This window comes from Eubacterium sulci ATCC 35585, from assembly GCA_001189495.1.
Classification (GTDB): Bacteria; Bacillota; Clostridia; order Peptostreptococcales; family Anaerovoracaceae; genus Eubacterium_B; species Eubacterium_B sulci.
Genome location: CP012068.1, coordinates 156,648 through 179,415, shown reverse-complemented (window position 1 = coordinate 179,415; position 22,768 = coordinate 156,648). Strand labels below are relative to the sequence as shown.

Below are 22,768 nucleotides of genomic sequence, written 5' to 3'. Positions count from 1 at the left end.
TAAAATCTGCTTTTCATGTTGCCTATATAATATCATAAATCACAAAAAATTTAAAGTTCTAGGAAAAGCAAAAGAACCGCAGATGCGGTTCTTTCGCTTTACAGGATTTCTATGTGATTAATTATGTTAATTTCACGCCTAAGTTTATAGCTTTACTAGTCCGCCTTCGTCTGCAATCTTCTGCTCTTCTGGTGTCATCTTCTTGATTGTGACTCCCGCGAATGCTAAGAGGAATGTAACTACTGGCATTGCCAAGTTGAAGATTGCCCATGGGAAGTATACTGCTGTGCTCTGGATACCAAGAGTCTTCTTGATGTAGATAGCACATGTGTTCCATGGAACGAGTGGTGAAGTAACTGTACCAGCTGACTCTAGAGCATTTGATAGAGCTGCTGGGTGCATTCCTGCCTTACGATATGCTGGAGCATACATTCTTCCTGGAACTAGGATTGAGATGTACTGCTCAGGCATTGTAACGTTTGATGCGATACATGTAAGCTCTGTAACACCGATAAGTGCTGGACCGCTCTTTACATACTTTGTAATAGCATTGATGATAACGTTTAGCTGTCCTGTAGCTTCCATGATTCCACCGAACATCATAGCGATCATTGTCATGAGAATTGACTCAGCCATTCCCATTAGTCCGCCCTTAGTTAGTAGGTTGTCTAGTGACTCGATTCCGCTCTGCATTGTGAATCCGCTCATTGCACTGTTGAAGATTGCGCCGAGTGTAACATCCTTCTGAAAGATAGGAGCCATAACTGCTGCTACGATTACACCTAGTGTGATACCAGGGATAGCTGGCATCTTAAGTGCAATAGCTAGTATAACTACTAGTGGTGGAAGTAGTAGAATTGGGTTAACATTGAAGTTATCCTTAATTCCGTTCATAAGAATATCTAGCTGTGATGTATCTGCGTGACCGTTGTTAGCGTGCATGAATCCGTATACTCCGAAGAATACAAGTGCGATTACATATGCAGTAATTGTAGCCTTCATCATGAACTTAACGTGTGAGAATACATCAGTACCTGCCATAGCTGGTGCTAGGTTTGTTGTATCTGATAGAGGTGATAGCTTATCTCCGAAGTATGCACCTGAAAGGATTGCACCTGCTGTAGGTCCAACGGGAACTCCTAGACCTGCTGCGATACCCATAAGTGCAAGACCCATGGTTCCCATTGTTCCCCATGATGTACCTGTTGCTAGGGATGTTACTGAGCAGATAAGAACAGTTGCAACCAAGAAAACTGATGGTGATAATAGCTTAAGTCCGTAATAAATCATTGTTGGGATTGTTCCTGATAGGATCCATGCTCCAACGAGCATACCAACAATCATAAGAATTAGAATAGCCTGCATCGCACGTGATATACCTGTGATCATCATGCTTTCTACTGCATCCCACTTGTATCCAAGTCTTAGTGCCATAAGTGATGCAAAGATAACGCCAATGAACATTGGGATGTGTGGGCTTACTTCAAATACTACGATACCCACTGACATGATTACAACTAAGCCTAGGAACGTAGCAATCGCTTCGTACAGCTTAGGTGCTCTTGGCTCTTTAGCCTTTACATTGTCTTCCATTTGTTGTAATTCCTTTCTTTTCATAGACTTCCATAATTTTGTAGAACCCTGTAGTTTCATAGGTATATTATGAACCTTAATCTACATTATTACAATAGTTAATTTAATCAAATTTAGAGGGTCATTTTTGTTGACTCTACACAAAAAAATTTCTATTTTTTTATTAGTGATTCTAATTAACATTTGCTTTATAGCCTTGTTTACTAATGATAAACCTTTGAAATTTGCTTTTTCGTAACAAATGTGCCCGTTTTTTCTATTTGGAAGCTAACTCAAAGGATTTTTTAATCTCAGAAAGCTCATTTAGCTTCCTTTCTAGCACGACCTCATTCATTCCATTTTCTTTTGCAATCTCTAGATACTTTTCAAATTCAGGGTGATTATTTTGCTTCACGACTGCTAAAAGCTCCCCAAAATATTCCCAAGCTTTGTTGTAGCTCCTCGTCGAGTTATAGTCCTCCTTCTTCGGCATCCATTCTAGCTCCAAAAAATATCTGTGAAGTATATCACTCCAAGTTTCACTATCATCGTCATAGCAAAAGAATTTATTTTTAAATAGGCTTCCAAAGCGTCTATCCCATATTTTAGCCTCGTCTGGCAAATACCAAGTTTCTCTACATATGAGTTCGCTTACTAGCATTTCAAGGATATTCTCAGGAAATCCCCCAAGGCATCCGTAGTCTCCGGGAACTGAAGTCTTTGATGCGTCTTCTTTAAGCTCCTCGTATACGGTAGCACTATCTAGCATGACCATCGCGATTTTGGCACGATGAGCAAATGGCTTTCCTGCACTTAGAATTTTATATTTCTCGAAATTGTTCATTGTTCCTCCTTAATCTATTCCATCAATACATATCATTTATTATAACATGAATAATTTATGTAGAAATACTTGTAATATAAAAACGGCACTCCCTAAAACTTGTAGTTTGTGCCGCTTTGATGGATTTATATCCCTATTTGTTCTTTGGATTTGGATCTTTGACTAGCCTACTTAATATATGTTTTTTCTACATATTTGCTTGTCATGCACTTTAGCAGTCCGCCGTAGCTCAAAGTAAACTCGATTATGTCGCCAACCTTATAGTCGCCTTCTGCCTTTGTTACATCGACGATGATGTGGTCTGAGCTTCCGCCCATAATCTCAAGTCTTGAGTCAATTGGCTCCATGCTATCTAGGTCTGTGTCCTGCTTACCAATTGCGATGATGGCTCTATCCATTATACCTCTGTCCTCGTAGTAAGGCTTCTGTCCAAATGCGTCAACGCCAACCTCACCGATAGGTAGTGAAGGCTTTTTCTTGAGCTCAACGATTTCTGCCTTGAGAACAAAAGCATCTGCGTCTGTACCTGGAAGTCTTGTGCTGTATGCTGTGTCGTTTCCGAGGAGCACCGACTCACCAAGTCTTAGGTTGTTGATTCCCTCTGGAAGCTCTCCCTTGTCAATCAAATAGATTGAGCTTGAGTTTCCACCTGAAACCATCTCTAGCTTGATACCGAACTTAGCTTCAATTTCTCTTGCGATTTCAACAAGACCTGAAAGGTTCTCGTTCTTTGGAATGATAGCACCATAGCATGTTAGGTTAACACCAACGCCATAAAGATTGATGTTATCAAGAGCTAGAATCTGCTCAACTGCTTCGAAAATCAAATCCTTGTTCTGGAAGAAAATTCCCTCTCTGAGGTCTCCCATATCAATCATCAAAAGTATATCCTGCTTCTTGCCAAGCTTTGATGCTTCAGCATTTAGAAGCTTGATTGTCTCAATTTCGGAGATCATGCATAGATCAACGTACTTTGCTACTTCAGCAATCTCGCTCTGCATTGGAATTCTTAGAAGAACTGTCTTCTTGCCATTCTTGTGTGCGACATCTGCATAGCTTGCGATATTTGATATACGTGAATCTGCAAGAAAGTCAACTGCTGGAGTATCTGCAATCATCTTTACTACTTCTTCATCTGCGCAAACAGCCTTGGTTACAACCATCATGCTGCACTTACCATCCTCCTTAGTTGTCTTTGCAACTGCATCGAGGTTTTTTCTGAGTTTCTTTAGGTTAATGCTAATCTGTGGATACATGTCCTTCTCCTTTTATTCCTTTTCCGTCCACTTGCCCTTAACGCCTTCGTCATCGCCGTTGCTCGTAGGGTCATCCTTCTTGTACGCTGACATATCATAGCCGAGCTTCTCCATCTGTCTGATGTGCTCTCTGCGCTCCTCTTCAGCGTGATCCTTTTCTTCAACTGCAATTTCTGCCTCTTTGAGGGCCATAGCTGCCGAAGTAAACTTCTCGTCCTTCTTCTCTGGGAACTTCATATCAAGGCTCTTCTCGAGAAGCTTTATCGCAGCCTCGCGGTAACGAGTTGAAAGCACACCTAGTGAAGCCATGATGTAGTCGTTATCAACCAAAATCTGAGCGTGTTCACTTGGGAAAAGAAGCATTCCGCTCTCATTGTATGGAGCAATCTTCTTCATGATGTCCACTCTATGAGGAAGTCTTGTCAATGCACCACCAGTACCAACGATGTACTTTACCTGTGTAAGGTCCTTGCCCTCTGCCAGTGTACTTCTTCCACTTGGTCCATAAATATATCTAAGATATCCAGCGTGTCTTTCTGTTGCCTTGAGAACTGCCTCAGTTGTCAATCTTTCAACGAACTTAATTTCTGCTTCATTCTTTGGAATTGCAACGTAGCTTGCGAGAACTTCATCAAAGTCAACTCCCATAGCCTTGCACTCTTCTCTAAGCTTTTCCTCACCTATAGATTCGATAACCTTCATTCTATTGACATAGACACCAAGGTCTCCTTCTACGGTTCTCTTAGCCTTTGGCTCAGGTGAGATCATAAGTCTTGCAATCTTGTCTGATTCTGTAGCTACTGAGTGAAGGTCCGTTGTCGCACCACCTACGTCGAGAACGATTAGGTCTCCTAGGCAGTCATACAAAACCTTTGTACATTCCATTACAGCACCTGGTGTTGGAATTATAGGTCCGTTAACCATGTCCCTAACATGTTCCATTCCCGGAGCATTTGTAATGTGGTCCTCAAAAGCATCCTGAATTACCTTACGGCAAGGCTCAACATTGAGCGCATCTATCTTTGGATATACATTATCTACGATATAGAGCTTCTGTCCGCTCTCTTCATCAAAGATAAGCTTCATCTCTTCCTGGTTCTCTACATTTCCTGCATAAATTACAGGAATCTTAAGACCCATAGCACGAATTAATTCCGCATTGTCAAGCGCTGTATCTCTTTCACCGAAGTCAACACCGCCAGCTATCAAAATGAGATTAGGATTAATTTCCTTGATCTTTGCTATATCCGTTCTTCTCAAACGACCTGCCGTTATGTTGTGGATGATTCCACCTGCACCAAGAGCAGCTTCCTTTGCTGCCTTCGCTGTCATATCGTAAACGAGGCCGTGAACTGTCATCTTTAGTCCGCCTGCAGCAGATGATGTTGCAAGCATTTCACCATATTCTAGTTTATCAATACCTTTGTTTCGGCAGAGATCATCTATTGCACCCTGCAATCCGACTCTTACGTCACCTTCTAAAACCGAAGTAGGTGCCTGTCCTTGTCCCCAAAAAACCGGATTATCAGTACCAAGATCTGTGAACGCGTTTACAACTGTCGTCGTAGATCCGATTTCTGCTACCAATACATCTACTTTCATCTTCTTCCTTTCTGCCGTTTAGACAAAAGGACGGGCAAAAGCCCGCCCTTTTATTTAATAGAAATCCTATTTTTTACCGAACTTTTCGTTGGCCTTTTCGCCTGGAGCTAGTACGCCCCTCTTTCTCATTGCTTCTTCTGCAAGGAATGTCGCAACATCGATACCATGTGAGTCTCTTCCGAAACCTTCGTCGATACCAGTCTTTCTAGCTTCTTCAGGAACAACCTGAGTTCCGCCAGCACAGATAATTACCTTATCTCTGATACCCTTCTCGATTGCGAGTTCGTTGATTCTCTTCATGTTCTTGTAGTGGATGTTATCGTGTGAAATGATTGTTGAAGCTAGGATTGCTGAAGCGTTAAGCTCTATAGCAGCGTCAACAAGCTTTTCAACTGGTACTGAAGTTCCTAGGTAGTTAACCTTGATACCCCACTTCTCGATACCACCGTGCTTGATGTTGATGATTTCTCTTAGTCCAACTGAGTGTTCATCCTCACCTACTGTTCCGCAAACAACTACCATTGGGTGTTCCTTGAACTCCTCAAATAGAATTGCATCTGGTAGGTGATGTGGTTCAGGTGGAATCTCAAGTCCTTCAGGGTCTACATCGAATGTAACCTTACCCTTCATCTCGATTCTTGTACCTTCAGCCTCCTGCATTACTTCCTTACTTGTTACTTCAGGATTCTCAAGGCCTAGCTTGCGACCAATCTCTAGAGCAACAGCTTCGGATGTTCTTGCATTTGCTGGAATCATCATTGTCATGAGTACAACGCCGTCTCCGCACCATTCCATCTCTGGCTTGATTGCTTCTCCGTCAAGGTATTTCTCAACCTTTTCGAGTCTGCGATGTACTGTATCTTCTTCTTCGAGCTCATCGATAAATACGATTTTGCTTCTGTCTTCGAATGTACAACCACCGATAAGAGCTGATGGATTTTCAGGATCTCCTCCGTACTGCTCAACGTTGTTGTATCCGTAGTGAGCTGTTACTGGAGCCATGTAGTCTTCTTCTCTCTCAAAGATAAATCCGTAGCCTACACCGCCTTCAATCTGTCTTGCGATACCGTCGCCGTTTCTTGCTGGGTACTTAGCTGAGTCTACGAAGAAGCCTTCCTGTACAGCCTGGAAGTATCCACCAACTTCGATGATTTCTTCCATGAATAGGAGTGCTCTTTCCTTGATGTCTCTAACCATCTCTCTGAGTGGACCGTCCTTCTTGAGCTCTACGAGTTCCATAAGTCCGTCCATACCGATGAGTGCCTGTTTAGCGTTGTCGCAAGCTTCCATGTTGTAGATGTGCCATGGAACGTTTCTTCCTTCATCAGGTGTGATTGTTGACTGGATGTCAGCACGTGTAAGCTTTGAAATGAACATGTTTAGCACGTGTGTTACAGTAGCTTCTCTTACTGATGAGCAGATATACTTTGTGTTCTGCTGAGCTCTCATCTTATATCTGTCGCAGATATCTCTAAGTGCTACAGCGTATGGTAAGTCAAGGTACATACAAGGAGCTGGTGTTGCTGTTGGAGGTACTGTTGACAGTGAGATATTGCTTGGCTTAATACCAACCTTCTCTGAGAAGAGTGAGTTGATTGAGTGCTGAACGATTAGCTCAGGCATTACCTTCCAAGCTTCTCTTGCTGTTGCGTTAGCATTGTGAGCGCCGTCAATCTGAAGAATGTCAGCCCAAGCCATAATCTTCTTTGATTCACAAGCGTCAACAAATGATCTAACACAGTTGATATCTCTGTAAAGAACGTTGTACTGTGGATCCTGGTGAGCACCGTTGATACCTTCTTCAGCGAACATTACCGCTACATCTGGTCCTGCTACACCTGATACGTATGAGTGGTAGTTAATTGGACGACCTACTTCATCCTCAATTAAGTCAAGAGCCTTTCTCTGTGCTCTAACCTGTTTTCTTGTTACAGGAATGCCACCGATACCCTGTGGAGTACCCTCCATAAGGCCATCGATATGTGACTGACCCATATGTCTGATTACCATGATATGGTCAGCGCCGTGCCATGCAGCCATTCTCATTCTTCTGATATCATCTTCGAATCTACCAGAAGCGATTTCTGTTGTGATTACTGGAAGTGGCTGTGGATCGATATCTCCAAAGAACTTAGCTGGTGGAAGACCAACACTGTTCTTTAGTGGCTTTGAGCAATCCTTATATACAAAAGGTCCTAGCTCTAGGTTTGGAGCTGGTTCACGCCAGTGCCATCCTCTTCTTCTTGGCTCATACTTATCAAGATCCTTGATAATCTCTCTAACGTCGATTTTTTCGTTATGCTTTAAAATCATATCTGACATTTTTATTTGCCCCCTTTCTTAAAGAGAGCAACAGCATCTGTCCAGTATTCACCGTTTGCTAATGCTGTGCCTGCTTCAGGAATAGTAATGTTCTTTTCTTTTGAAATCTTGTAAACAACGTGACCTGCGCCGTGGCCCATTAGTCCGTTGTCCATGCAACCCTGTACAATCTTCTGTGTCTCGAGTGATGAAATTCCCATTCTTAGGAGTACAGCTCTCTCAACTGAAGGTGTTGTGTTCTTCTTTCCAAGCTCCAAAAGAGGATTTACTACCTGTTCTGTAAGCTGCCAGAATCTCTCATATAGTTCTTCGTCAGTAAGATTAGCTATATGTTTTCTTCTTTCTTGAAAATCGTCTTCTCTTATCATTCTTTTTCTCCTTTTATTTTATAGACCTAGGGCGTTCTTAACAAATTCGATATCTGTCTTTGTCTCATCTGCTAGGAACTGAAGGTCTTCAGCTGTTGGGTTTGTTACTCCATGCTTCTTGCATGACTTCTTGATTAGAGACTCTCTGAAGCGCTTGATGTCAGCTTCCTGGATTCTTAGGTAGCTTGGGTCCTTAGGAAGTACTAGGTTTACACCTGGCTTATCTTCCTTATCTGGATCACCGAACTTGATTTCGATTCCATTCTCTCTAGCGAATGCCATCTGTGGCTGGATGTGCTTACCAGCACCTGTGTACTCAGTTTCGCTTACTACGATTACTGCATCTTCTGGAAGTTCCTGAGCTAGTGCAAATGCAGCAGCTACAGCTGTGTTTCCAGCAGGTCCTCTTTCGATACCTTCTAGCTGAGCAAGAGCTTCTGTGATGTACATTACATCACCCTGCTTAACTGTTACGTATCTATCCATGTAACGTAGAGGTCTTGCAGCACTTCTTGGAACATCTGAGTGGTCAGGATCTGTAGCGTATGGTACACCGAATCCTGTGTGTCCTGTTGTGCATGACTTCTTGTTGAATGCTTCGTCTGATGCCATTGAAAGTCCTGTTAGGTCGATTGAAGCTGAAACAAGCTTTGTATCTACAGCACCAGCCTTCATTAGACCACGAGCTGTACCTGTCATCATTCCGCCACCAGCGTTTGTGCAAACTACCATCTCTGGATCCTTACCAATGCGCTCACGGCACTGTGTAGCGATCTCGTATCCAAGTGTTTCTACACCAGCGATACCAAATGGTGAGTATAGTGAAGCGTTGAAGTATCCTGTATCCTCAAGGATTGATAGGAATGAGTAGAATAGCTCAGGTCCTACTGTTAGCTGAACAACTTCTGCTCCGTATGCTTCGCACTTTCTAGCCTTTTCTACGATTTCAGGCTGTCCAACTCCGTGTGAGTCGTAGCACTCCTGAACGATGATGCACTTTAGGCCCTGCATAGCAGCCTGTGATGCAACAGCAGCACCGTAGTTACCTGATGTAGCAGCGATAACGCCCTTGTATCCTAGCTTCTTAGCATGTGCAACTGCGCAAGCAGCTCTTCTTGCCTTAAAGCTTCCTGATGCGTTTGCAGCCTCATCCTTAGCGAAAATTCTTGCACCGTATCCTGGCTTTGCATACTTTCTTGAAAGAGCTGAAAGATTGCGTAGCTCGATAAGTGGTGTGTTTCCTACTGCGTGCTCTGACTGAATTCTAGCGATTTCATCAAGAGTGTATCCTGTTGACTTCATTAGAGCTTCGTAATCAAATGCAACTGAACCTGATTCAAAATCATTGTAGTCAAGTCCAAGAGCTTTCTTCATGATCTCATTCGATCTTCCCATCACGGAATCATAATCTTTTGCTAATGCCATTATTTGTTACCTCCCATGATTTCTCTGAGCTGCTTATCGATTTCGATAATTTCTGGAACGAACTTTCCGTAGCTGTGTGTATAGTAAGGACCTTCTTCAATAAGCTTTCCTTCTACGATACGACCAACTGCAGTCTCTACCTTAACAGTGTCGCCAATTTCAGCGTCCTCTAGTAGAGTTCCCTTTGTCCACATTTCCAAGTCACACTTCTGGGTATCTTCAGGAATCTTTCCTGTTCTTTCTGCAGCCTTAAGAACTACAGAGTGAATTCTTACCCACTCGCCTTTTTTTGCCATTTTGTTACTCCTTTATTGATAGGGCGCGAAAAACAACTTCCGCGCCCGTAGTAAATAACTTTTGTTTAATTATTTTACAATCTTCTTGTCTGGGTTGATTCTTTCTCTTACGTCTCCCATGATTGCGCGTGGAACTGGAAGAGTAATCATTGTGTGTAGACCAGCATCTGCGTTGATAACCTGTGGAATCATGTTTACGCACATAGCGATTGTTCCAAGACCACCTTCAACCTCTGGGCTGTTTACCATGTTTACGTTAGGTGTTCCCTTGATGATTACATAGTCACCAGTCTGAACGCCAACCTGCTCTGGCTCGATCTGCTGTGGGTGCTCCATGCGAACTTCCATTCCGTTTGAAAGTGTAGCGTCAGCTGTCATAGCAACACCTGCGCATGATCCCTTAGCTGCGAATCCGTAAGGTGACTTTCTATCTACATCTGTTGTGATAGGAGCCATGTCCTGAGCGAACTTTTCAACCTTTAGTCCAAGACCTTCAGCCATCATTCCTACTGATTCAGCGAATCCAACGTGTCCTGACATTGTGCCGTTAGCTTTTCTTGTCTCGAACTCTTCTACGCTGATACCGATTCCCTGCTCTTCCATTACAGTCTTACCGAATGGTGATAGTGAGTTAACTCTCTTTGATAGGATGTGCTCTACGTCTACCATGCAACCTGTCATAACAAGTACTAGAAGGTCCATGATGTGTCCTGGGTTGATACCTGTTCCAAGAACTGATACTCCGTTAGCCTTAGCAATCTCATCAAGCTGCTTAGCTAGTTCTGGCTCCTGAGCTGCTGGGTATGACATCTCTTCTGCTGATGTGATAACGTTTAGCTTCTGCTCTAGGATGAATTTTAGCTTATCAAAAGCTGTTCTTGTGAATGAGTCTGTGCAAAGAAGAACGATGTCTGCTGCACCTGGCTTGATTAGATCCTTAGGATCTGAAATTAGTACGTCAGGTCTGTCGCCCTTTTCTGTCTTGATGAAGTCGTACATTGACTTACCAATCTTAGCTCCTCTACCTGCAACGCCAACGATTTCAAAACCCTTCTTTGAAAGAATCATGTCAGCCATTCCGCCGCCCATAGCGCCGAGTCCCCAAATAATTACTTTTACATTTTCCATAATAACTTTCACTCCTTTTCTTTGTCTAAGCTATATGCCAACTAATTTTGGCGATTAGGAATTGCGATTTTTCGCATACCCAATACACTAATGCAATTGCTGTGCCAACTATATTGTGTATACATTATTTTTATATCACGGATTCTTTCGCCATATAGGTTATTATAACACAAAAATCGTGGTTTTTTTGTGAAGAAACAAAAAGACTTGTTTTCGCAAGTCTTTTCAAAAAATTGTACAGTTTTTAGATGCAAATATATGGGCATTTTTGATGCAAATAATTTTGCATTTATTCCTTTAGGCCATATTTCTTCATCTTGTGTTGTAAGGTTTGACGCTTTATCATCAAAACCTCTGCAGTCTTTGAAATATTACCACCTTGATCGAGCAAAGTACCTCTAATTATCTCTTTTTCGAGACTTTCCATATACTCTGTAAGTGGTCCACGCCTCTGCCAATTTGCCATATCATCGCCTAGCGCTTCTGCACGCATAGGCATCTGAAGCAGCTTTGTCGTCAAAACGCTCTCGTTATCAGCCATTGAAACAGCTTGAATTACAATGTTTTCGAGCTCACGCACATTTCCGGGATAGTCGTAGCTGTTCAGCTTTTCTATGACATTTTCGTCAACGCTAGTTAGATGTTTGCCGAACTGCTTATTGTGCTTCTTGAGGAAGGTCTCTATCAAAACAGGAATATCACTCATTCTTTCACGAAGTGGTGGAATGCTTATTCCTACAACATTAAGTCTATAGTAAAGATCTCGTCTGAGTTTACCCTCTTCAATTAGCTTTTGTGGCGGCTCATTAACAGTAGCGATAATCCTTGTATCTATTGGAATGTCACGGGTTCCTCCGACACGTCTTATATACATTTCTTGAAGAACTCGAAGTAGCTTACCCTGAAGTTCATAAGGCATGGAGTTGATCTCGTCGAGCAAAAGAGTTCCGCCACTGGCCTGCTCAAAGAGCCCAGCTCTATCTGTAGCCCCTGTAAATCCACCCTTTGTCGTACCAAAGAGAATTCCTTCGAGAAGGGATTCTGGAAGCGCAGCGCAGTTCTGTGCTAGAAACGGCTTGTTCTTGCGCTTGCTGGCGCAGTGAATACTCTGTGCAAAGAGTTCCTTACCAGTACCAGTTTCTCCATATATGAAGACCGTAGCATCGTTTTTTGCAGCCTTCTGGGCGCGCTCGATTACATGAGTAAAGTTCGGAGATTCTCCAACTAGGTCATCAAAGCTATATCTTTTGATGGACGGTGGTTCAACCTCACTGCCCATGTCCTTTTCTTGTAACTCCAAAATAGTATTGCTCATAGACTGAAGTGCCGTTATATCCTTTGCAACTTCAATCGCCGCAATCGTTGTATTTCCGACCTTTACTGGCACTGTACTATTGACTGTAGTTATATTTCTGCCATAAAGATTCTTATATGATTGACGTTTATTTCTCGTCGAAATTCCCTTCTTCAGCGCTTGAAACATCGTGCTTTCGGCCTGAGTAACGCCCGGAAAAGCCTTGTGATACTCTTTCCCGATTACATCGCTCGTCGAAATTTGCTCAACATCTGACATCGCCCTATTGTAGAAAATGCCAACTCCGTCCTGATCAACTATGTAAACGCCCTCGTCCATTATGTCGAGAAGGCGCTCTAAAATCAGCTTATAGTCCTTGTTTTCCATCTAAAACTCTCCTTCATAACCTACATAATACCACATAAAAATAGCGAGTGCAAATATTTTTGCATCACTTGTCGCCAGCTTCAGCCTTTTTAAATCAAAATGGGTACACTGTGAAAAGTATCGTGTTTCACATCAATGTTTTTAAGGGGAAATTTCGACTTCCCCTTGATTTTTATATGAAAATATCGTATATTGTTAATTGGCAATATGATATGTATAAACTCAGTAAAACCGTTGAAATATACCGCTTCTGAGATTTGCAAAACCTAGATACATCAAGAAATGGAGAAATCAAATGAGAATCAGACGTGAAAACGATATGGCCGATGCCGATATAGAATTTATCGCAAATGTTTCGGATGCATTTGCACATCCTGTAAGGCTTCAGCTTTTCAGATATATAATGCAGGTTAACAAGGAATTTAAGACCATCTGTAACAAGGATCTAGTTGCCGAGTTTGGATATGCTCAGGCAACAATCTCTCAGCACATGAAGAAACTTGTCGATGCTGGTCTAATTGAAACAAAGAAGAGCGACAAGTTCACATATTACTATGCAAGCCTTGGCGTGCTTATGAAATATGTTAAGTTAACAAAGCAATTTTCTGTTGTTTAATGGATGCTGAATTGAGGCAGCCGAATGCTGTGCGAGGCTGCCGGATTTACGGCGAACGTAAAGCGAAAACAGCCGGTGTTTAGCGGGCGAGCTGTGCCTGCGCTAATCTCCGACTGCATTTTATTTGTGGTATTTTTCGCCGCGCGCAATCTTGAAGCTGCGGTAGATTTGTTCGAGGAGGATGGTTCTCATCATTTGGTGCGGGAAGGTCATGTCGGAGAAGGAGAGCTTCATGTTTGCGCGATCGCTTACGGCTTTGGCAAGGCCTAGGCTGCCGCCGATGACAAAGGCTACATCGCTCTTCCCTTCTATCGAAAGACTTTCTATCTTTTCTGCGAGCTGCTCTGAGCTAAGCTTTTTTCCTTTGATTTCTAGAGTTATAACATACATGTTTTGTGTTATTCTCGAAAGGATTTCCTCGCCCTCATGCTCCCTAACTATGCGCTCAGAGGCTTCGCCCTCTCCGCTCTGTTTGCTCTCTTTGAGCTCGATTATCTGTGGATTGCAATAGGCTTTTAGCCTCTTCATGTACTCATTTACTGCATCGCGCCAGTATGCTTCTTTGAGCTTTCCAATACATATAACAGATATATTCATATTTTTATAATCTCTCCTACAATGTCTCGCTCGAGCACAAACATCCTAAAATCACGATTATCCACATATCCCTCTTCCATTAGCCTGCTCTTTATAGTTATATAGGCCTGTCTTGGCGTATTGTTTTCCCTGCTGAGATGCGACAGCGCAATCTTTGGAATTTCCTCTTTTGTTCGCTCACCAAGTGCCCTGATTATTATCTCAGCTGCGCTCTCATTTGATAAATGTCCCTCGTCTCCTAGAATTCTCCTCTTCAGCGAGTAAGGGTAACTTCCCATCAGCAAAATATTTTTCTCGTGATTCGCTTCTAGTACATATAGATCTGAATTTACCAGATAATCAAAAGCATCCTCAGTTATGCAGCCTGTATCTGTAACTATGGTTATGCGCCTTCCCTCGTGCATCAAAGAAAAACCTAAAGGTTCTGCGGCATCATGCGAAAGCGTAAATGGTGAAACCTCAATGTCACCTATTGAAATAGCAGATAGAGCATCAACTGTGAAAGACTTCTCAGATGAAATCTTATCAGAAACTGCATCAAGTGTCCCCTGAGATGCGTAGACCAAGGCATTTACGGCCTTTTTGCTTACAATTCTCACGCTCTTTATGTGATCTGTGTGCTCGTGGGTAATTAAAATACCGTCGAGGTCTTCTGGCTCAAGTCCACATTTTGATAATCCCTCAAATATTTTCTTTCCTGTAATTCCTGTATCGATAAGTAAGTGAGTGGTATCTGTGCTCACTAGATAGCAATTCCCTGAGCTTCCACTCGCAAATGAACAAAATTTAAATGCCATTATATTTCCTTTAATTTTTAAGTCCAAGCTTTCGCTCGCAAATAGATTATACCACAAATTCCCCGTTTACATTTCGTTGAAAAGATATTTGAGCTAGGGTATAATTTGAACATGAGTATTTTAAGAATATATACAGACGGAGCTTGCTCCGGTAACCAGAACGAAACGAATATTGGCGGTTGGGGCAGCATCCTTGAGTTTGGAGATAGCCAGAAAGAGCTTCACGGTGGCGAGCTAAATACTACAAACAATCGCATGGAGCTCACAGCAGTAATAGAAGCGCTTAAGATTCTAAAGCGCGACGGTCTTGCTATTGAGATTTTCACAGACAGCTCCTACGTAGCTTCCTGTTTTAGGGATAAGTGGTATGTGAACTGGCGTAAGAATGGATGGATGACTTCAGGCAAGAAGCCTGTCGAGAACCGCGAGCTTTGGGAAGAGCTTATTAGTCTTGTTGAGAAGAATAAGGTTGAGTTTTTCCGTGTCAAAGGTCATGTAAACCTGTCCTCGCCAAACACCAATGTTTCCGAGCACTACAAGAAGTTCAAGCAGTGGAATGGAAATCGCTTCACCATGGAAGACTTTATCTACATAACCGAAAAGAATAACAGAGCAGATGCCCTTGCCAATATCGGCATGGATGAGCTTAGATAGAAAACCCCGAATCAAACTTCATTTCGAGGTTTTTCTGTTTGAAAAGACAAGTAAGGTCGATGACTTACTTTCTCTAAGTATTCATATCCATTTTTTCATAGCATCTTCCAATAAAATAAAGTTACAATTTGCTTTTCTTACTATCCCTGTTTCCTTTTGATTTTCGTAGATTTTTATAACTTTTTTAGAATATTTTCCTTTATCTTTAAGCAAAATGCGTATTCTTTTCTAAACAAATCTTGATATCTTATATCTTCAAGTTCGTTAAAATTAATTTTTTCAAAATAACCACTCGGCACAGGCACCATTTTCTTGATATCTAATATAGACATTATGTGCATTTTTTTCTCATTCGAATAATATTTATATATATCACCATTAATATTAATACTATTATCAACAAGCTCATAAATCAAAAAATGTTCATCCGAAACATTTTTCCATTTTTTATGTTTTTCCTTAGCAGATGATACGGGAATAAAGTAGTTATAGCTACCTATACCTACAACAATTCCAACAAAGGGCTTAATAGTATTTCTATATGAAGAAGTGTAGTATACTTCAGAGTCTATCCCATTTAAATACTCAAGGTAGTCAGGATCTACAGTGTAAAACCCATATTTTACAATATCCGTCATTAATTCTCCTAAAAAATTAGAGAGGGAAAACCCTCTCTCGTACTTTAATGCTTCACCTTTGTTATATAGGTAGTGAGACACCCTCTTTGTTTAAACAATTATAGCAATCTTTTCTTTTAATGTCAAACTTCGACTTCCCCATACAGGTACTCCTTTTAGTTGTTTAATTTCCTATTCTCCTATAGATGAAGTCTTATACACGAACTTAACATTTGACTTTGTTCCATCTGCCTTACCCGCAAAGTTATCATATGACTTTGCCATATCTGACATAGCACTTAGTCTTGCCGATAATTCTCCAAATCTACCATTGAAGAGTTCAACAATTTTTTGAACACCCTCCTTGTTGAATTTATTCATTCCCTCGGATAGTGTCTTTGCTCCATCGTTTAATTGCGATACTCCACTTATAAGCTTATCACTGCCCGACATAAGAGCCTTTATACCTACCTCTAGCGCTTCTGTTCCTGCCTGAAACTCCTTACTCTTCTCTGCAAGTTGTCCTGCTCCATAATTAATCTTCTTTGATCCTTTAGCGGCCTTGTCTACACCTTCAGTGTACTGTCTTAGACCCTGGTAGAACTTATTATAGTTATCTAGCTGTCCCTTTAGAGCCGTTAAGCTACTTGCTCCAGTTCTAGCCTTTGAAACAGCATCCTCTATACCCTGAACTACGGCTTGAGAACTCATTGCTTGCTCTATTTGGTTATTAATTTCTGCGCTTACTTTCGCTTGAATTGTGCTCTGAACTTGTTCTGAGTTCATCTGAGCTGTAACTGCGCTGTCAATTTGCTGGGCTACTGATGCCGGAATTGTTCCTGAAGCTACTGCATTTTTATATGCCTCTACTGTCATGGATATTCCGGATGCATTTAGAACATTTTGAAGCACCTGTTCTCTTACTTTTTCAGTTACTACTGCTGCTATCTGAGCCTCGTTTTGATGTACCTGAGCCTCAACTGTTTGACGAGCCTTCTGAGTTGCCATAGCTCTTACATTGCCCTCATCCATATTTCTAATTATAGATGTAAGAACACTACTGTAGTTATCCTTTGTCATGTTCACAGCTCCAAGACCTCTTGCACTAAGTTCTGTGTTTGCTTGTGCAATCAGAGAATCAAAGATTTGGGCCGCACCATTATTTAGCTGCTCGCTCTTGCTACTCAAAGCCTGAAGGCCCTCGTTTAGCTCAGTAGTACCTTTATATAATTCATCTGTTCCTTGCGAAAACTGCTTTGCACCATTATTCAGGCTCTCTGCTCCTCTATACAATTTAAGTGTTCCGTCCTTAATCTCGCCTGTCTTTTCAAGAAGCGTGCTGAGTCCATCGTATAGCTGACTGCTTCCATCTGCTAGCTTATTTGCCGAGTTTGCAAATTCATCTAGCTGTGACTTAATGCCGTCTAGGCTTGATAACTTGTCGCTTGAAACATTTGCAAATAGCTCGCTTGATACTACACTTATTGATGTTTCCATTGAAAAATTCTTCACATCCGCTGTCACTTCAAAGGTTTCAGGTAAATTTAAGCTATTTCCTGCATCTCCGAGGTTTTCCTTCATTCCAGGAAGTGCAAATCCCATAACTATATTTCTCTTACCGTCGTTGATAACTCTACCATTTACTACTTCAACATTTGAGAATGACTTATCATCTAGCACAAGACCTGTAACAACGGAAAAAGGAATATACATTGTCATGTTTTGACCGTCAATATTTACGGTTCTTGCCTCGTTATTCTTATATGAGTACTTAATTGTAACCTTTCCGCTCTTTCCTGCTAGCTCCTTTGCGCTCACGCTCTTGCCATCAAGAGTGTAGCTTACAGAGATATCCACAGGAAGTTTCTTATCGATTTCTCCCTGATAGTAGACATCCTTACCCTCTGCAGTCCAAACCTTCATCTTGTCCTTATCAATTACATATTTAGCATTGTCCTTGACATTTTTGATGTTCTTAAGCTCACTATTATCTTCTAGCTTGCTAGCTTTTTCAGTGTTCTTTAACCATTCACTGACAATTATCTTCTGAGGGCTTCCGTCATTTCCTGCTATTACATAGACCGTTTCATCCTTTTCACCCTTGCCTACTTTATCTATTATCTGAGATGAGCTCTGAGCCTTGCCTTTACTTGCACTAGCTTGTTTTTCCTCAGCATATGAGAATCCGCTGAAAACAAGGCTGCTGGTTACAAGTGCCAAGGAAAGCACAGATGCAACAATTTTTCTTCCAATCATATTGTCCTTTTTCATTTCTACACCTCCCTTGCAAGACCGCTCTTTGAAATATGTTTCATGCTAGCAGTTGTCTTGCAAATTACCTTATCAAATACGTGAAGCATAGCTGGCAGTATGAATATTACTGCAAGCACGCTTATAATTGCACCTCTAGACATCAAAGTACAAAGCGACTTTATCATATCTATATTCGAGTACATTGCAACTCCGAATGTCGCTGCGAAGAATCCGAGACCACTTACTATAATTGATGGAATCGATGTTGCAAGCGCTATCCTTATAGCTGAGTCTGTATCCTTACCATTAAGTCTTTCTGCCTTATATCTTGTAGTCATCAAAATAGCATAGTCAACTGTTGAGCCAAGCTGTATCGTACTTATACAGATTGGTGCAATAAACGGTAGGGAAACACCCATCAAATGTGATAGACCAAGATTTATGAAAATAGCAAACTCTATCACGGCAACCAGAATTACTGGAAGCGATGCACTCTTAAATACTAAGAGTATAATTAGGAATACTAAAAGTATTGAAACTGTATTTACAATATCAAAGTCTCTACTCGTTGTCTTAATCAAATCATAGGTCGCAGGAGCCTCGCCTATCAAAAGTCCCTTCTTGTCATACTCTTTAATAATCCCCTTAGCATCTGCAACCTGCTTATTTACCTGATCTGAAGCAACTTCGTACTCAGATGTAATCATTACAAGTTGATATTTTCCAGATTTCAGCTTACTCGTTAATTCACTTGGAATAAAATCGTCTGGAAGTGAACCACCAATAATACTGTCTAGCCCCATAGCAGCTTTGATGCCCTTAAGGTCCTTGATTCTATCTGTCATCTCAGTAAGCTCCTTGTTGCTTAAATCTGAGTTTACCAATGCCATGTATGTACTTCCCAGCTTGAAATGTTCTGCCTGTTTTTCATTTGCAACCACACTTGGAAGCGACTTTGGAAGCGAGCCCCCAATATCGTAGTAAACTTCTTTGTTCGCTTGGTTATATGCAAATATTGCTGGAATCAAAACTATGATGAATATCCCAATCTGAATATATGGTTTCGCCGTTACTTTCTTAGCAAACGAACTCATATCAGGAATTAGACTTCTATGTCTTGTCTTTTCAATGAATCTATCTAATACGAGTATCATTGCTGGAAGAATGGTTACGCAGCTTATAACACCTAGGATTACTCCCTTTGCCATAACTATACCAAGGTCCATTCCAAGCTTATATGTCATAAAGCAGAGTGCAACAAAGCCTGCTACAGTCGTTATTGAACTTCCTACTACGGCACTTAAGGTCTTATTAACTGCCTCTGCCATCGCCTCATGGTCATCGTCTATTATTTCTCTTTCCTCTTCATACTTGTGCCATAAGAATATCGAGTAGTCCATCGTGACTGCAAGCTGAAGTACCGAGGACAGTGCCTTTGTTATATATGAAATTTCTCCCATGAAGATATTTGACCCGAGGTTCCACAATATAGCCATACCTATGCCCGCTAGGAACACGAAAGGTATTAGCCATGAATCTAGAAAAACCATCATCACCAAAGTTGCAAGAAGTACTGCAAGACCAACATATATAGGTTCCTCCTTTTCGCACAAATCCTTAAGATCTGTTACGAGTGCAGACATACCTGTCAAAAAACAATCCTTTGTAGTAATCTTTCGAATATCCTTTATCGCTGTCATGGTCTCTGAAGCCGATGTCGAACTATCAAAGAAGATTACCATCAAAGTCGCATTGCCATTGTTAAATGCATCATAGTACTTCTTTGGAAGAAGCTCCATTGGGACAGTACCATTAGAGAGACTATCATACCAAATAACCGAATCGACATGGTTCACCTTTTCAATCTTGGCCTTAAGCTGAACTATATCCTTTTGATCCATGCCCTCGACAACCATAGTTGAGACTGCGCCCTTGCCAAATCTGTCTAGTAAAATATCCTGACCTTTGACTGTATCCATATCCTTTGGCAGATAATGTAGCATATCGTAGTTGATTCTCGTGCCTATCATTCCAAAGAGGGATGGAATTAGTAGTAAAATACCGATAATCAAAATCAATCTATGATGTTTTACCGTTACCTTTCCGAACTTTTTCATATTTTTTCACCTCTATGTTCAAACTATCCTAAAGGATAATATCCTTAAATTTGCAGAATAAAAATGGACAATAAAAAATCAATGCCCAAAATTTAGGCATTGACCTGTTTTTGTCTAATAAATTACTTTGTTTCTGCGTTTTTAAGCGCATTTTTGACGCTATTATTCATTAATTCGAGAAGCCTACTTATGGCTGCCTCTGGTTCGTCTTTCATCCTGCGCTGAAGCCACTCTAATACAATTCCAACAACCGCATGCTTATAGAAAAGTATAATTAGCTCCTTATCCCTTTCACTCACATTCATACTTACTGCCTGCTTGTTTACATATCTTGCCACAATGTGTGTTGAAACGTTGTATAGATATCGCTCAAGATTATCCCTACTGATTGAATTATATACATTAAATATCATTTTTTTATTTTCTAGTGCAAATCTTGATGATTCTATAAAGATTCTCTCCCAGTCATCATCCTCATCTTGAAAATCCTCAGCAATAGCTTCGGTTTCCGTCTTAAAAATGTCCGCTAAAAGCTCATAGATATCCTTATAATGATAGTAAAATGTATTGCGATTAACTCCACACTCCTCTACCAATTCCTTTACCTTAATTTTATCAAGTGGTCTCTCATTCAGAGCTTTAATCATAGTCTCTCTAAGAGCCTTCTTTGTTAGATTTGACATAATATACCTCTATAAAAACGAATTTGAATTATTCGCCGTGCGAAACGCTTCCATCTCCCTGTAAGGAGATTTTCTCCCCGCCCACAGCATTTCTATTTCCAAGATGATTTATTATAAAGTCCTTATTCCTTGCTAAAATCTCGCGCGCTTCCCTATAGCTTGCTCCCTCAAAGTCATGCTGATCAGCACTCACACCTATCGCATCCATTCCTTCTGCCTCTGCAAGATAGATGGCTCTATACTCATGGTATTTTTGCGTTACAATTATTAGCTTATTTACATCAAAAATATTCTTCGCTCTCACCATGGATTCCGATGTTGAAAATCCCGCATGGTCACAAAAAATGTCGCTCTTTGGTACACCTTGCTTTATGCAGTAGCTTAGCATTGCATGAAGCTCGTTATGCTCCTTTTGACCGTTATCTCCTGTGAGGAGAATCTTAGGTGCAACGCCTTTTTTGTATAGTGCAATACCAGCATCAAGTCTATCCTTTAGGATTTCCGACGGAGTCTCCCTATCTATGATGCCTGCTCCGAGAATCATGATGCAATCTGCTTTTTCTTCAGCTAATTTTTGTGAATCGCTGTCTGATATGCTGCTTTCCTGTGTATCTATAGAGTATTGCAAGCTCGGTGAAGCTGTTTTGATGACATAAAAGTTAACGCCAAGTACAGCTGCAATAAGCAGTATCAGAAAAAATATTATGATTTTTAAGCTTTTCTTTAGAGTTTTCATCGTTAAGCCTCGTCATTTTGCAAAATAAATATATATATGGTATTATTCATATGTATTTAGTGAATCACACCACTAGGAGATAAATATGAAAAAATTTACAGTTTCAACTTCAACTCCATATGATATCCTTATCGGACACGACCTAATTTCTAAAATAGGTGAGTTCCTTAAGCCTGTCTTTTCTCCAAGACATGTCTGCGTTATCACAGACAGCACTGTCAATGGCCTTTATGCTCAGGTGGTGATGACCTCGCTTATAGAATCAGGTTATCAGACATCTAAAATTTTGTTTCCTTCTGGTGAGCACTCAAAGAATTTGACAACCTACTCCAACATCCTTGAAGCTCTTGCTGATGAGGGCCTTACCCGAAGCGATTTAGTTCTTGCTTTGGGCGGCGGTGTAGTTTGTGACCTTGCTGGCTTTGCTGCAGGAACATATATGCGTGGAATCAACTATGTGGTTGTTCCAACAACTCTTCAGGCTTCCATAGACACTGCTATCGGTGGAAAGACTGGTATAAACCTCCTCGGAGGAAAGAACCTCGCCGGTGTATTTTGGCAACCTTCACTGGTCGTTTGCGACAGTAAGATTTATGAGACGCTTCCAAATGAAATCCTTCTCGAAGGTATTGCAGAAGCAACCAAAAATGCTGTAATCGCAGAGGCTGGACTTCTAGATCAGATTCGCAAACATAACTACGAATACGTTATTGAGCGTTGTATCTCCATCAAGAAATCACTTGTAGAGGCCGATGAACGCGAGACTAGCCTCAGGCAGCTCCTCAACTTCGGACACACCATAGGCCACGGAATCGAAAAGCTCAGTTCCTACACTGTAACTCACGGTCAAGCTGTTGCAAAGGGCATGATTGCAGAGGCAAGAGGCGCCTATGCTCTAGGTCTTACACCTAATGACATAAGCGGTGAACTTACCGAGATTCTTAAGGAGTTTGGCTTTGATACCTCTCTTGATTACAATGCCAAAGATATCTATAAGCTTGCCCTCAAGGATAAGAAAATCCGTGATGGACAGATTAACATCATCGTCCCAGATTCTATCGGAAAGTGCACACTCAGAAAGCTTTCTCTTCCTGAGTTAAACGAGCTTATAACACTTGGCCTAAAACAGGCTTAGTTCTATGGTCAGCTTTCATAGTTAGCTACTGAGCTAAACATAAGTATAAAGATAAATCTAAAGGGCTAA

General features: G+C 41.2%; 17 protein-coding genes and 3 pseudogenes. 3 read left to right on the top strand and 17 right to left on the bottom strand.

Features of this window, described 5'->3' with window-relative positions:
- Window positions 1-144 precede the first annotated feature (144 nt).
- The 10 genes from ADJ67_00805 to ADJ67_00760 all read right to left on the bottom strand — a co-directional run bounded on the left by ADJ67_00805 (window position 145) and on the right by ADJ67_00760 (window position 12,494).
- Complete coding sequence (locus ADJ67_00805) at window positions 145-1,593, bottom strand: sodium:proton antiporter (GenBank protein ID AKT46389.1); 1,449 nt, start codon at window positions 1,591-1,593, stop codon at window positions 145-147.
- Window positions 1,594-1,849: 256 nt separating this feature from the next.
- Window positions 1,850-2,416, bottom strand: a complete 567-nt coding sequence (locus ADJ67_00800; protein AKT46388.1) for a hypothetical protein — start codon at window positions 2,414-2,416, stop codon at window positions 1,850-1,852.
- Window positions 2,417-2,583: 167 nt separating this feature from the next.
- Window positions 2,584-3,672 (bottom strand): alanine racemase, encoded by a 1,089-nt coding sequence (locus tag ADJ67_00795; GenBank protein AKT46387.1) that lies wholly within the window; start codon window positions 3,670-3,672, stop codon window positions 2,584-2,586.
- 12 nt (window positions 3,673-3,684) lie between these two features.
- Window positions 3,685-5,274, bottom strand: a complete 1,590-nt coding sequence (locus tag ADJ67_00790; protein AKT46386.1) for a DNA mismatch repair protein MutL — start codon at window positions 5,272-5,274, stop codon at window positions 3,685-3,687.
- 66 nt (window positions 5,275-5,340) lie between these two features.
- Window positions 5,341-7,596: a LuxR family transcriptional regulator gene (locus tag ADJ67_00785; GenBank protein ID AKT46385.1), complete on the bottom strand. Its 2,256-nt coding sequence runs from the start codon at window positions 7,594-7,596 to the stop codon at window positions 5,341-5,343.
- A gap of 2 nt (window positions 7,597-7,598) precedes the next feature.
- On the bottom strand, window positions 7,599-7,964 hold the full coding sequence (locus tag ADJ67_00780; protein AKT46384.1) for an ornithine aminomutase: 366 nt from the start codon (window positions 7,962-7,964) through the stop codon (window positions 7,599-7,601).
- Window positions 7,965-7,982: 18 nt separating this feature from the next.
- Window positions 7,983-9,389, bottom strand: a complete 1,407-nt coding sequence (locus tag ADJ67_00775) for a 2-amino-4-ketopentanoate thiolase (protein AKT46383.1) — start codon at window positions 9,387-9,389, stop codon at window positions 7,983-7,985.
- Window positions 9,389-9,685, bottom strand: coding sequence for a 2-amino-4-ketopentanoate thiolase (locus ADJ67_00770; protein AKT46382.1), 297 nt, complete (start codon window positions 9,683-9,685; stop codon window positions 9,389-9,391). Before ADJ67_00770 ends, ADJ67_00775 begins: the two co-directional genes overlap by 1 nt.
- 69 nt (window positions 9,686-9,754) lie before the next feature.
- Window positions 9,755-10,813 carry a dihydrodipicolinate reductase gene (locus ADJ67_00765; protein ID AKT46381.1) on the bottom strand — a complete coding sequence of 353 codons (1,059 nt, stop codon included), beginning with the start codon at window positions 10,811-10,813 and terminating at the stop codon, window positions 9,755-9,757.
- Window positions 10,814-11,102: 289 nt separating this feature from the next.
- Window positions 11,103-12,494: an arginine utilization regulatory protein RocR gene (locus ADJ67_00760; GenBank protein AKT46380.1), complete on the bottom strand. Its 1,392-nt coding sequence runs from the start codon at window positions 12,492-12,494 to the stop codon at window positions 11,103-11,105.
- A 295-nt stretch (window positions 12,495-12,789) separates the two neighbouring features.
- Here ADJ67_00760 and ADJ67_00755 point away from each other — a divergent pair.
- Window positions 12,790-13,017 (top strand): annotated as a pseudogene (locus tag ADJ67_00755) (hypothetical protein).
- Window positions 13,018-13,230: 213 nt separating this feature from the next.
- On the opposite strand, the gene ADJ67_00750 reads toward ADJ67_00755, so the two are convergent.
- On the bottom strand, window positions 13,231-13,707 hold the full coding sequence (locus tag ADJ67_00750; GenBank protein ID AKT46379.1) for a 50S rRNA methyltransferase: 477 nt from the start codon (window positions 13,705-13,707) through the stop codon (window positions 13,231-13,233).
- Complete coding sequence (locus ADJ67_00745) at window positions 13,704-14,504, bottom strand: hypothetical protein (GenBank protein AKT46378.1); 801 nt, start codon at window positions 14,502-14,504, stop codon at window positions 13,704-13,706. Before ADJ67_00745 ends, ADJ67_00750 begins: the two co-directional genes overlap by 4 nt.
- A gap of 111 nt (window positions 14,505-14,615) precedes the next feature.
- Here ADJ67_00745 and ADJ67_00740 point away from each other — a divergent pair.
- Window positions 14,616-15,005: pseudogene (locus ADJ67_00740) on the top strand (hypothetical protein).
- Window positions 15,006-15,239: 234 nt separating this feature from the next.
- Here the strand turns inward: ADJ67_00740 and ADJ67_00735 are convergent.
- The 5 genes and pseudogenes from ADJ67_00735 to ADJ67_00715 form a co-directional block, all read right to left on the bottom strand.
- Window positions 15,240-15,796: pseudogene (locus tag ADJ67_00735) on the bottom strand (antibiotic ABC transporter).
- 171 nt (window positions 15,797-15,967) lie between these two features.
- The gene (locus ADJ67_00730; GenBank protein ID AKT46377.1) at window positions 15,968-18,046 is read right to left on the bottom strand and encodes a hypothetical protein; all 2,079 of its coding nucleotides are present in this window, start codon (window positions 18,044-18,046) and stop codon (window positions 15,968-15,970) included.
- A gap of 2 nt (window positions 18,047-18,048) precedes the next feature.
- Window positions 18,049-20,145 carry an ankyrin gene (locus ADJ67_00725; protein AKT46376.1) on the bottom strand — a complete coding sequence of 699 codons (2,097 nt, stop codon included), beginning with the start codon at window positions 20,143-20,145 and terminating at the stop codon, window positions 18,049-18,051.
- 122 nt (window positions 20,146-20,267) lie between these two features.
- Complete coding sequence (locus tag ADJ67_00720) at window positions 20,268-20,828, bottom strand: TetR family transcriptional regulator (protein AKT46375.1); 561 nt, start codon at window positions 20,826-20,828, stop codon at window positions 20,268-20,270.
- A gap of 28 nt (window positions 20,829-20,856) precedes the next feature.
- Window positions 20,857-21,564, bottom strand: coding sequence for a SanA protein (locus ADJ67_00715; protein ID AKT46374.1), 708 nt, complete (start codon window positions 21,562-21,564; stop codon window positions 20,857-20,859).
- 85 nt (window positions 21,565-21,649) lie between these two features.
- Here ADJ67_00715 and ADJ67_00710 point away from each other — a divergent pair, with 85 nt between their 5' ends.
- Complete coding sequence (locus ADJ67_00710) at window positions 21,650-22,699, top strand: hypothetical protein (protein ID AKT46373.1); 1,050 nt, start codon at window positions 21,650-21,652, stop codon at window positions 22,697-22,699.
- Window positions 22,700-22,768 lie beyond the last annotated feature (69 nt).

Excerpts from the sequence above, each read along its gene's own strand:
- ADJ67_00725 (AKT46376.1), bottom strand. The coding sequence starts at position 20,145 with ATGAAAAAGTTCGGAAAGGTAACGGTAAAACATCATAGATTGATTTTG.
- ADJ67_00785 (AKT46385.1), bottom strand. The coding sequence starts at position 7,596 with ATGTCAGATATGATTTTAAAGCATAACGAAAAAATCGACGTTAGAGAG.
- ADJ67_00715 (AKT46374.1), bottom strand. The coding sequence starts at position 21,564 with ATGAAAACTCTAAAGAAAAGCTTAAAAATCATAATATTTTTTCTGATA.
- ADJ67_00710 (AKT46373.1), top strand. The coding sequence starts at position 21,650 with ATGAAAAAATTTACAGTTTCAACTTCAACTCCATATGATATCCTTATC.
- ADJ67_00805 (AKT46389.1), bottom strand. The coding sequence starts at position 1,593 with ATGGAAGACAATGTAAAGGCTAAAGAGCCAAGAGCACCTAAGCTGTAC.
- ADJ67_00795 (AKT46387.1), bottom strand. The coding sequence starts at position 3,672 with ATGTATCCACAGATTAGCATTAACCTAAAGAAACTCAGAAAAAACCTC.
- ADJ67_00750 (AKT46379.1), bottom strand. The coding sequence starts at position 13,707 with ATGAATATATCTGTTATATGTATTGGAAAGCTCAAAGAAGCATACTGG.
- ADJ67_00760 (AKT46380.1), bottom strand. The coding sequence starts at position 12,494 with ATGGAAAACAAGGACTATAAGCTGATTTTAGAGCGCCTTCTCGACATA.
- ADJ67_00765 (AKT46381.1), bottom strand. The coding sequence starts at position 10,813 with ATGGAAAATGTAAAAGTAATTATTTGGGGACTCGGCGCTATGGGCGGC.
- ADJ67_00800 (AKT46388.1), bottom strand. The coding sequence starts at position 2,416 with ATGAACAATTTCGAGAAATATAAAATTCTAAGTGCAGGAAAGCCATTT.
- ADJ67_00745 (AKT46378.1), bottom strand. The coding sequence starts at position 14,504 with ATGGCATTTAAATTTTGTTCATTTGCGAGTGGAAGCTCAGGGAATTGC.
- ADJ67_00770 (AKT46382.1), bottom strand. The coding sequence starts at position 9,685 with ATGGCAAAAAAAGGCGAGTGGGTAAGAATTCACTCTGTAGTTCTTAAG.
- ADJ67_00790 (AKT46386.1), bottom strand. The coding sequence starts at position 5,274 with ATGAAAGTAGATGTATTGGTAGCAGAAATCGGATCTACGACGACAGTT.
- ADJ67_00720 (AKT46375.1), bottom strand. The coding sequence starts at position 20,828 with ATGTCAAATCTAACAAAGAAGGCTCTTAGAGAGACTATGATTAAAGCT.
- ADJ67_00780 (AKT46384.1), bottom strand. The coding sequence starts at position 7,964 with ATGATAAGAGAAGACGATTTTCAAGAAAGAAGAAAACATATAGCTAAT.
- ADJ67_00730 (AKT46377.1), bottom strand. The coding sequence starts at position 18,046 with ATGAAAAAGGACAATATGATTGGAAGAAAAATTGTTGCATCTGTGCTT.
- ADJ67_00775 (AKT46383.1), bottom strand. The coding sequence starts at position 9,389 with ATGGCATTAGCAAAAGATTATGATTCCGTGATGGGAAGATCGAATGAG.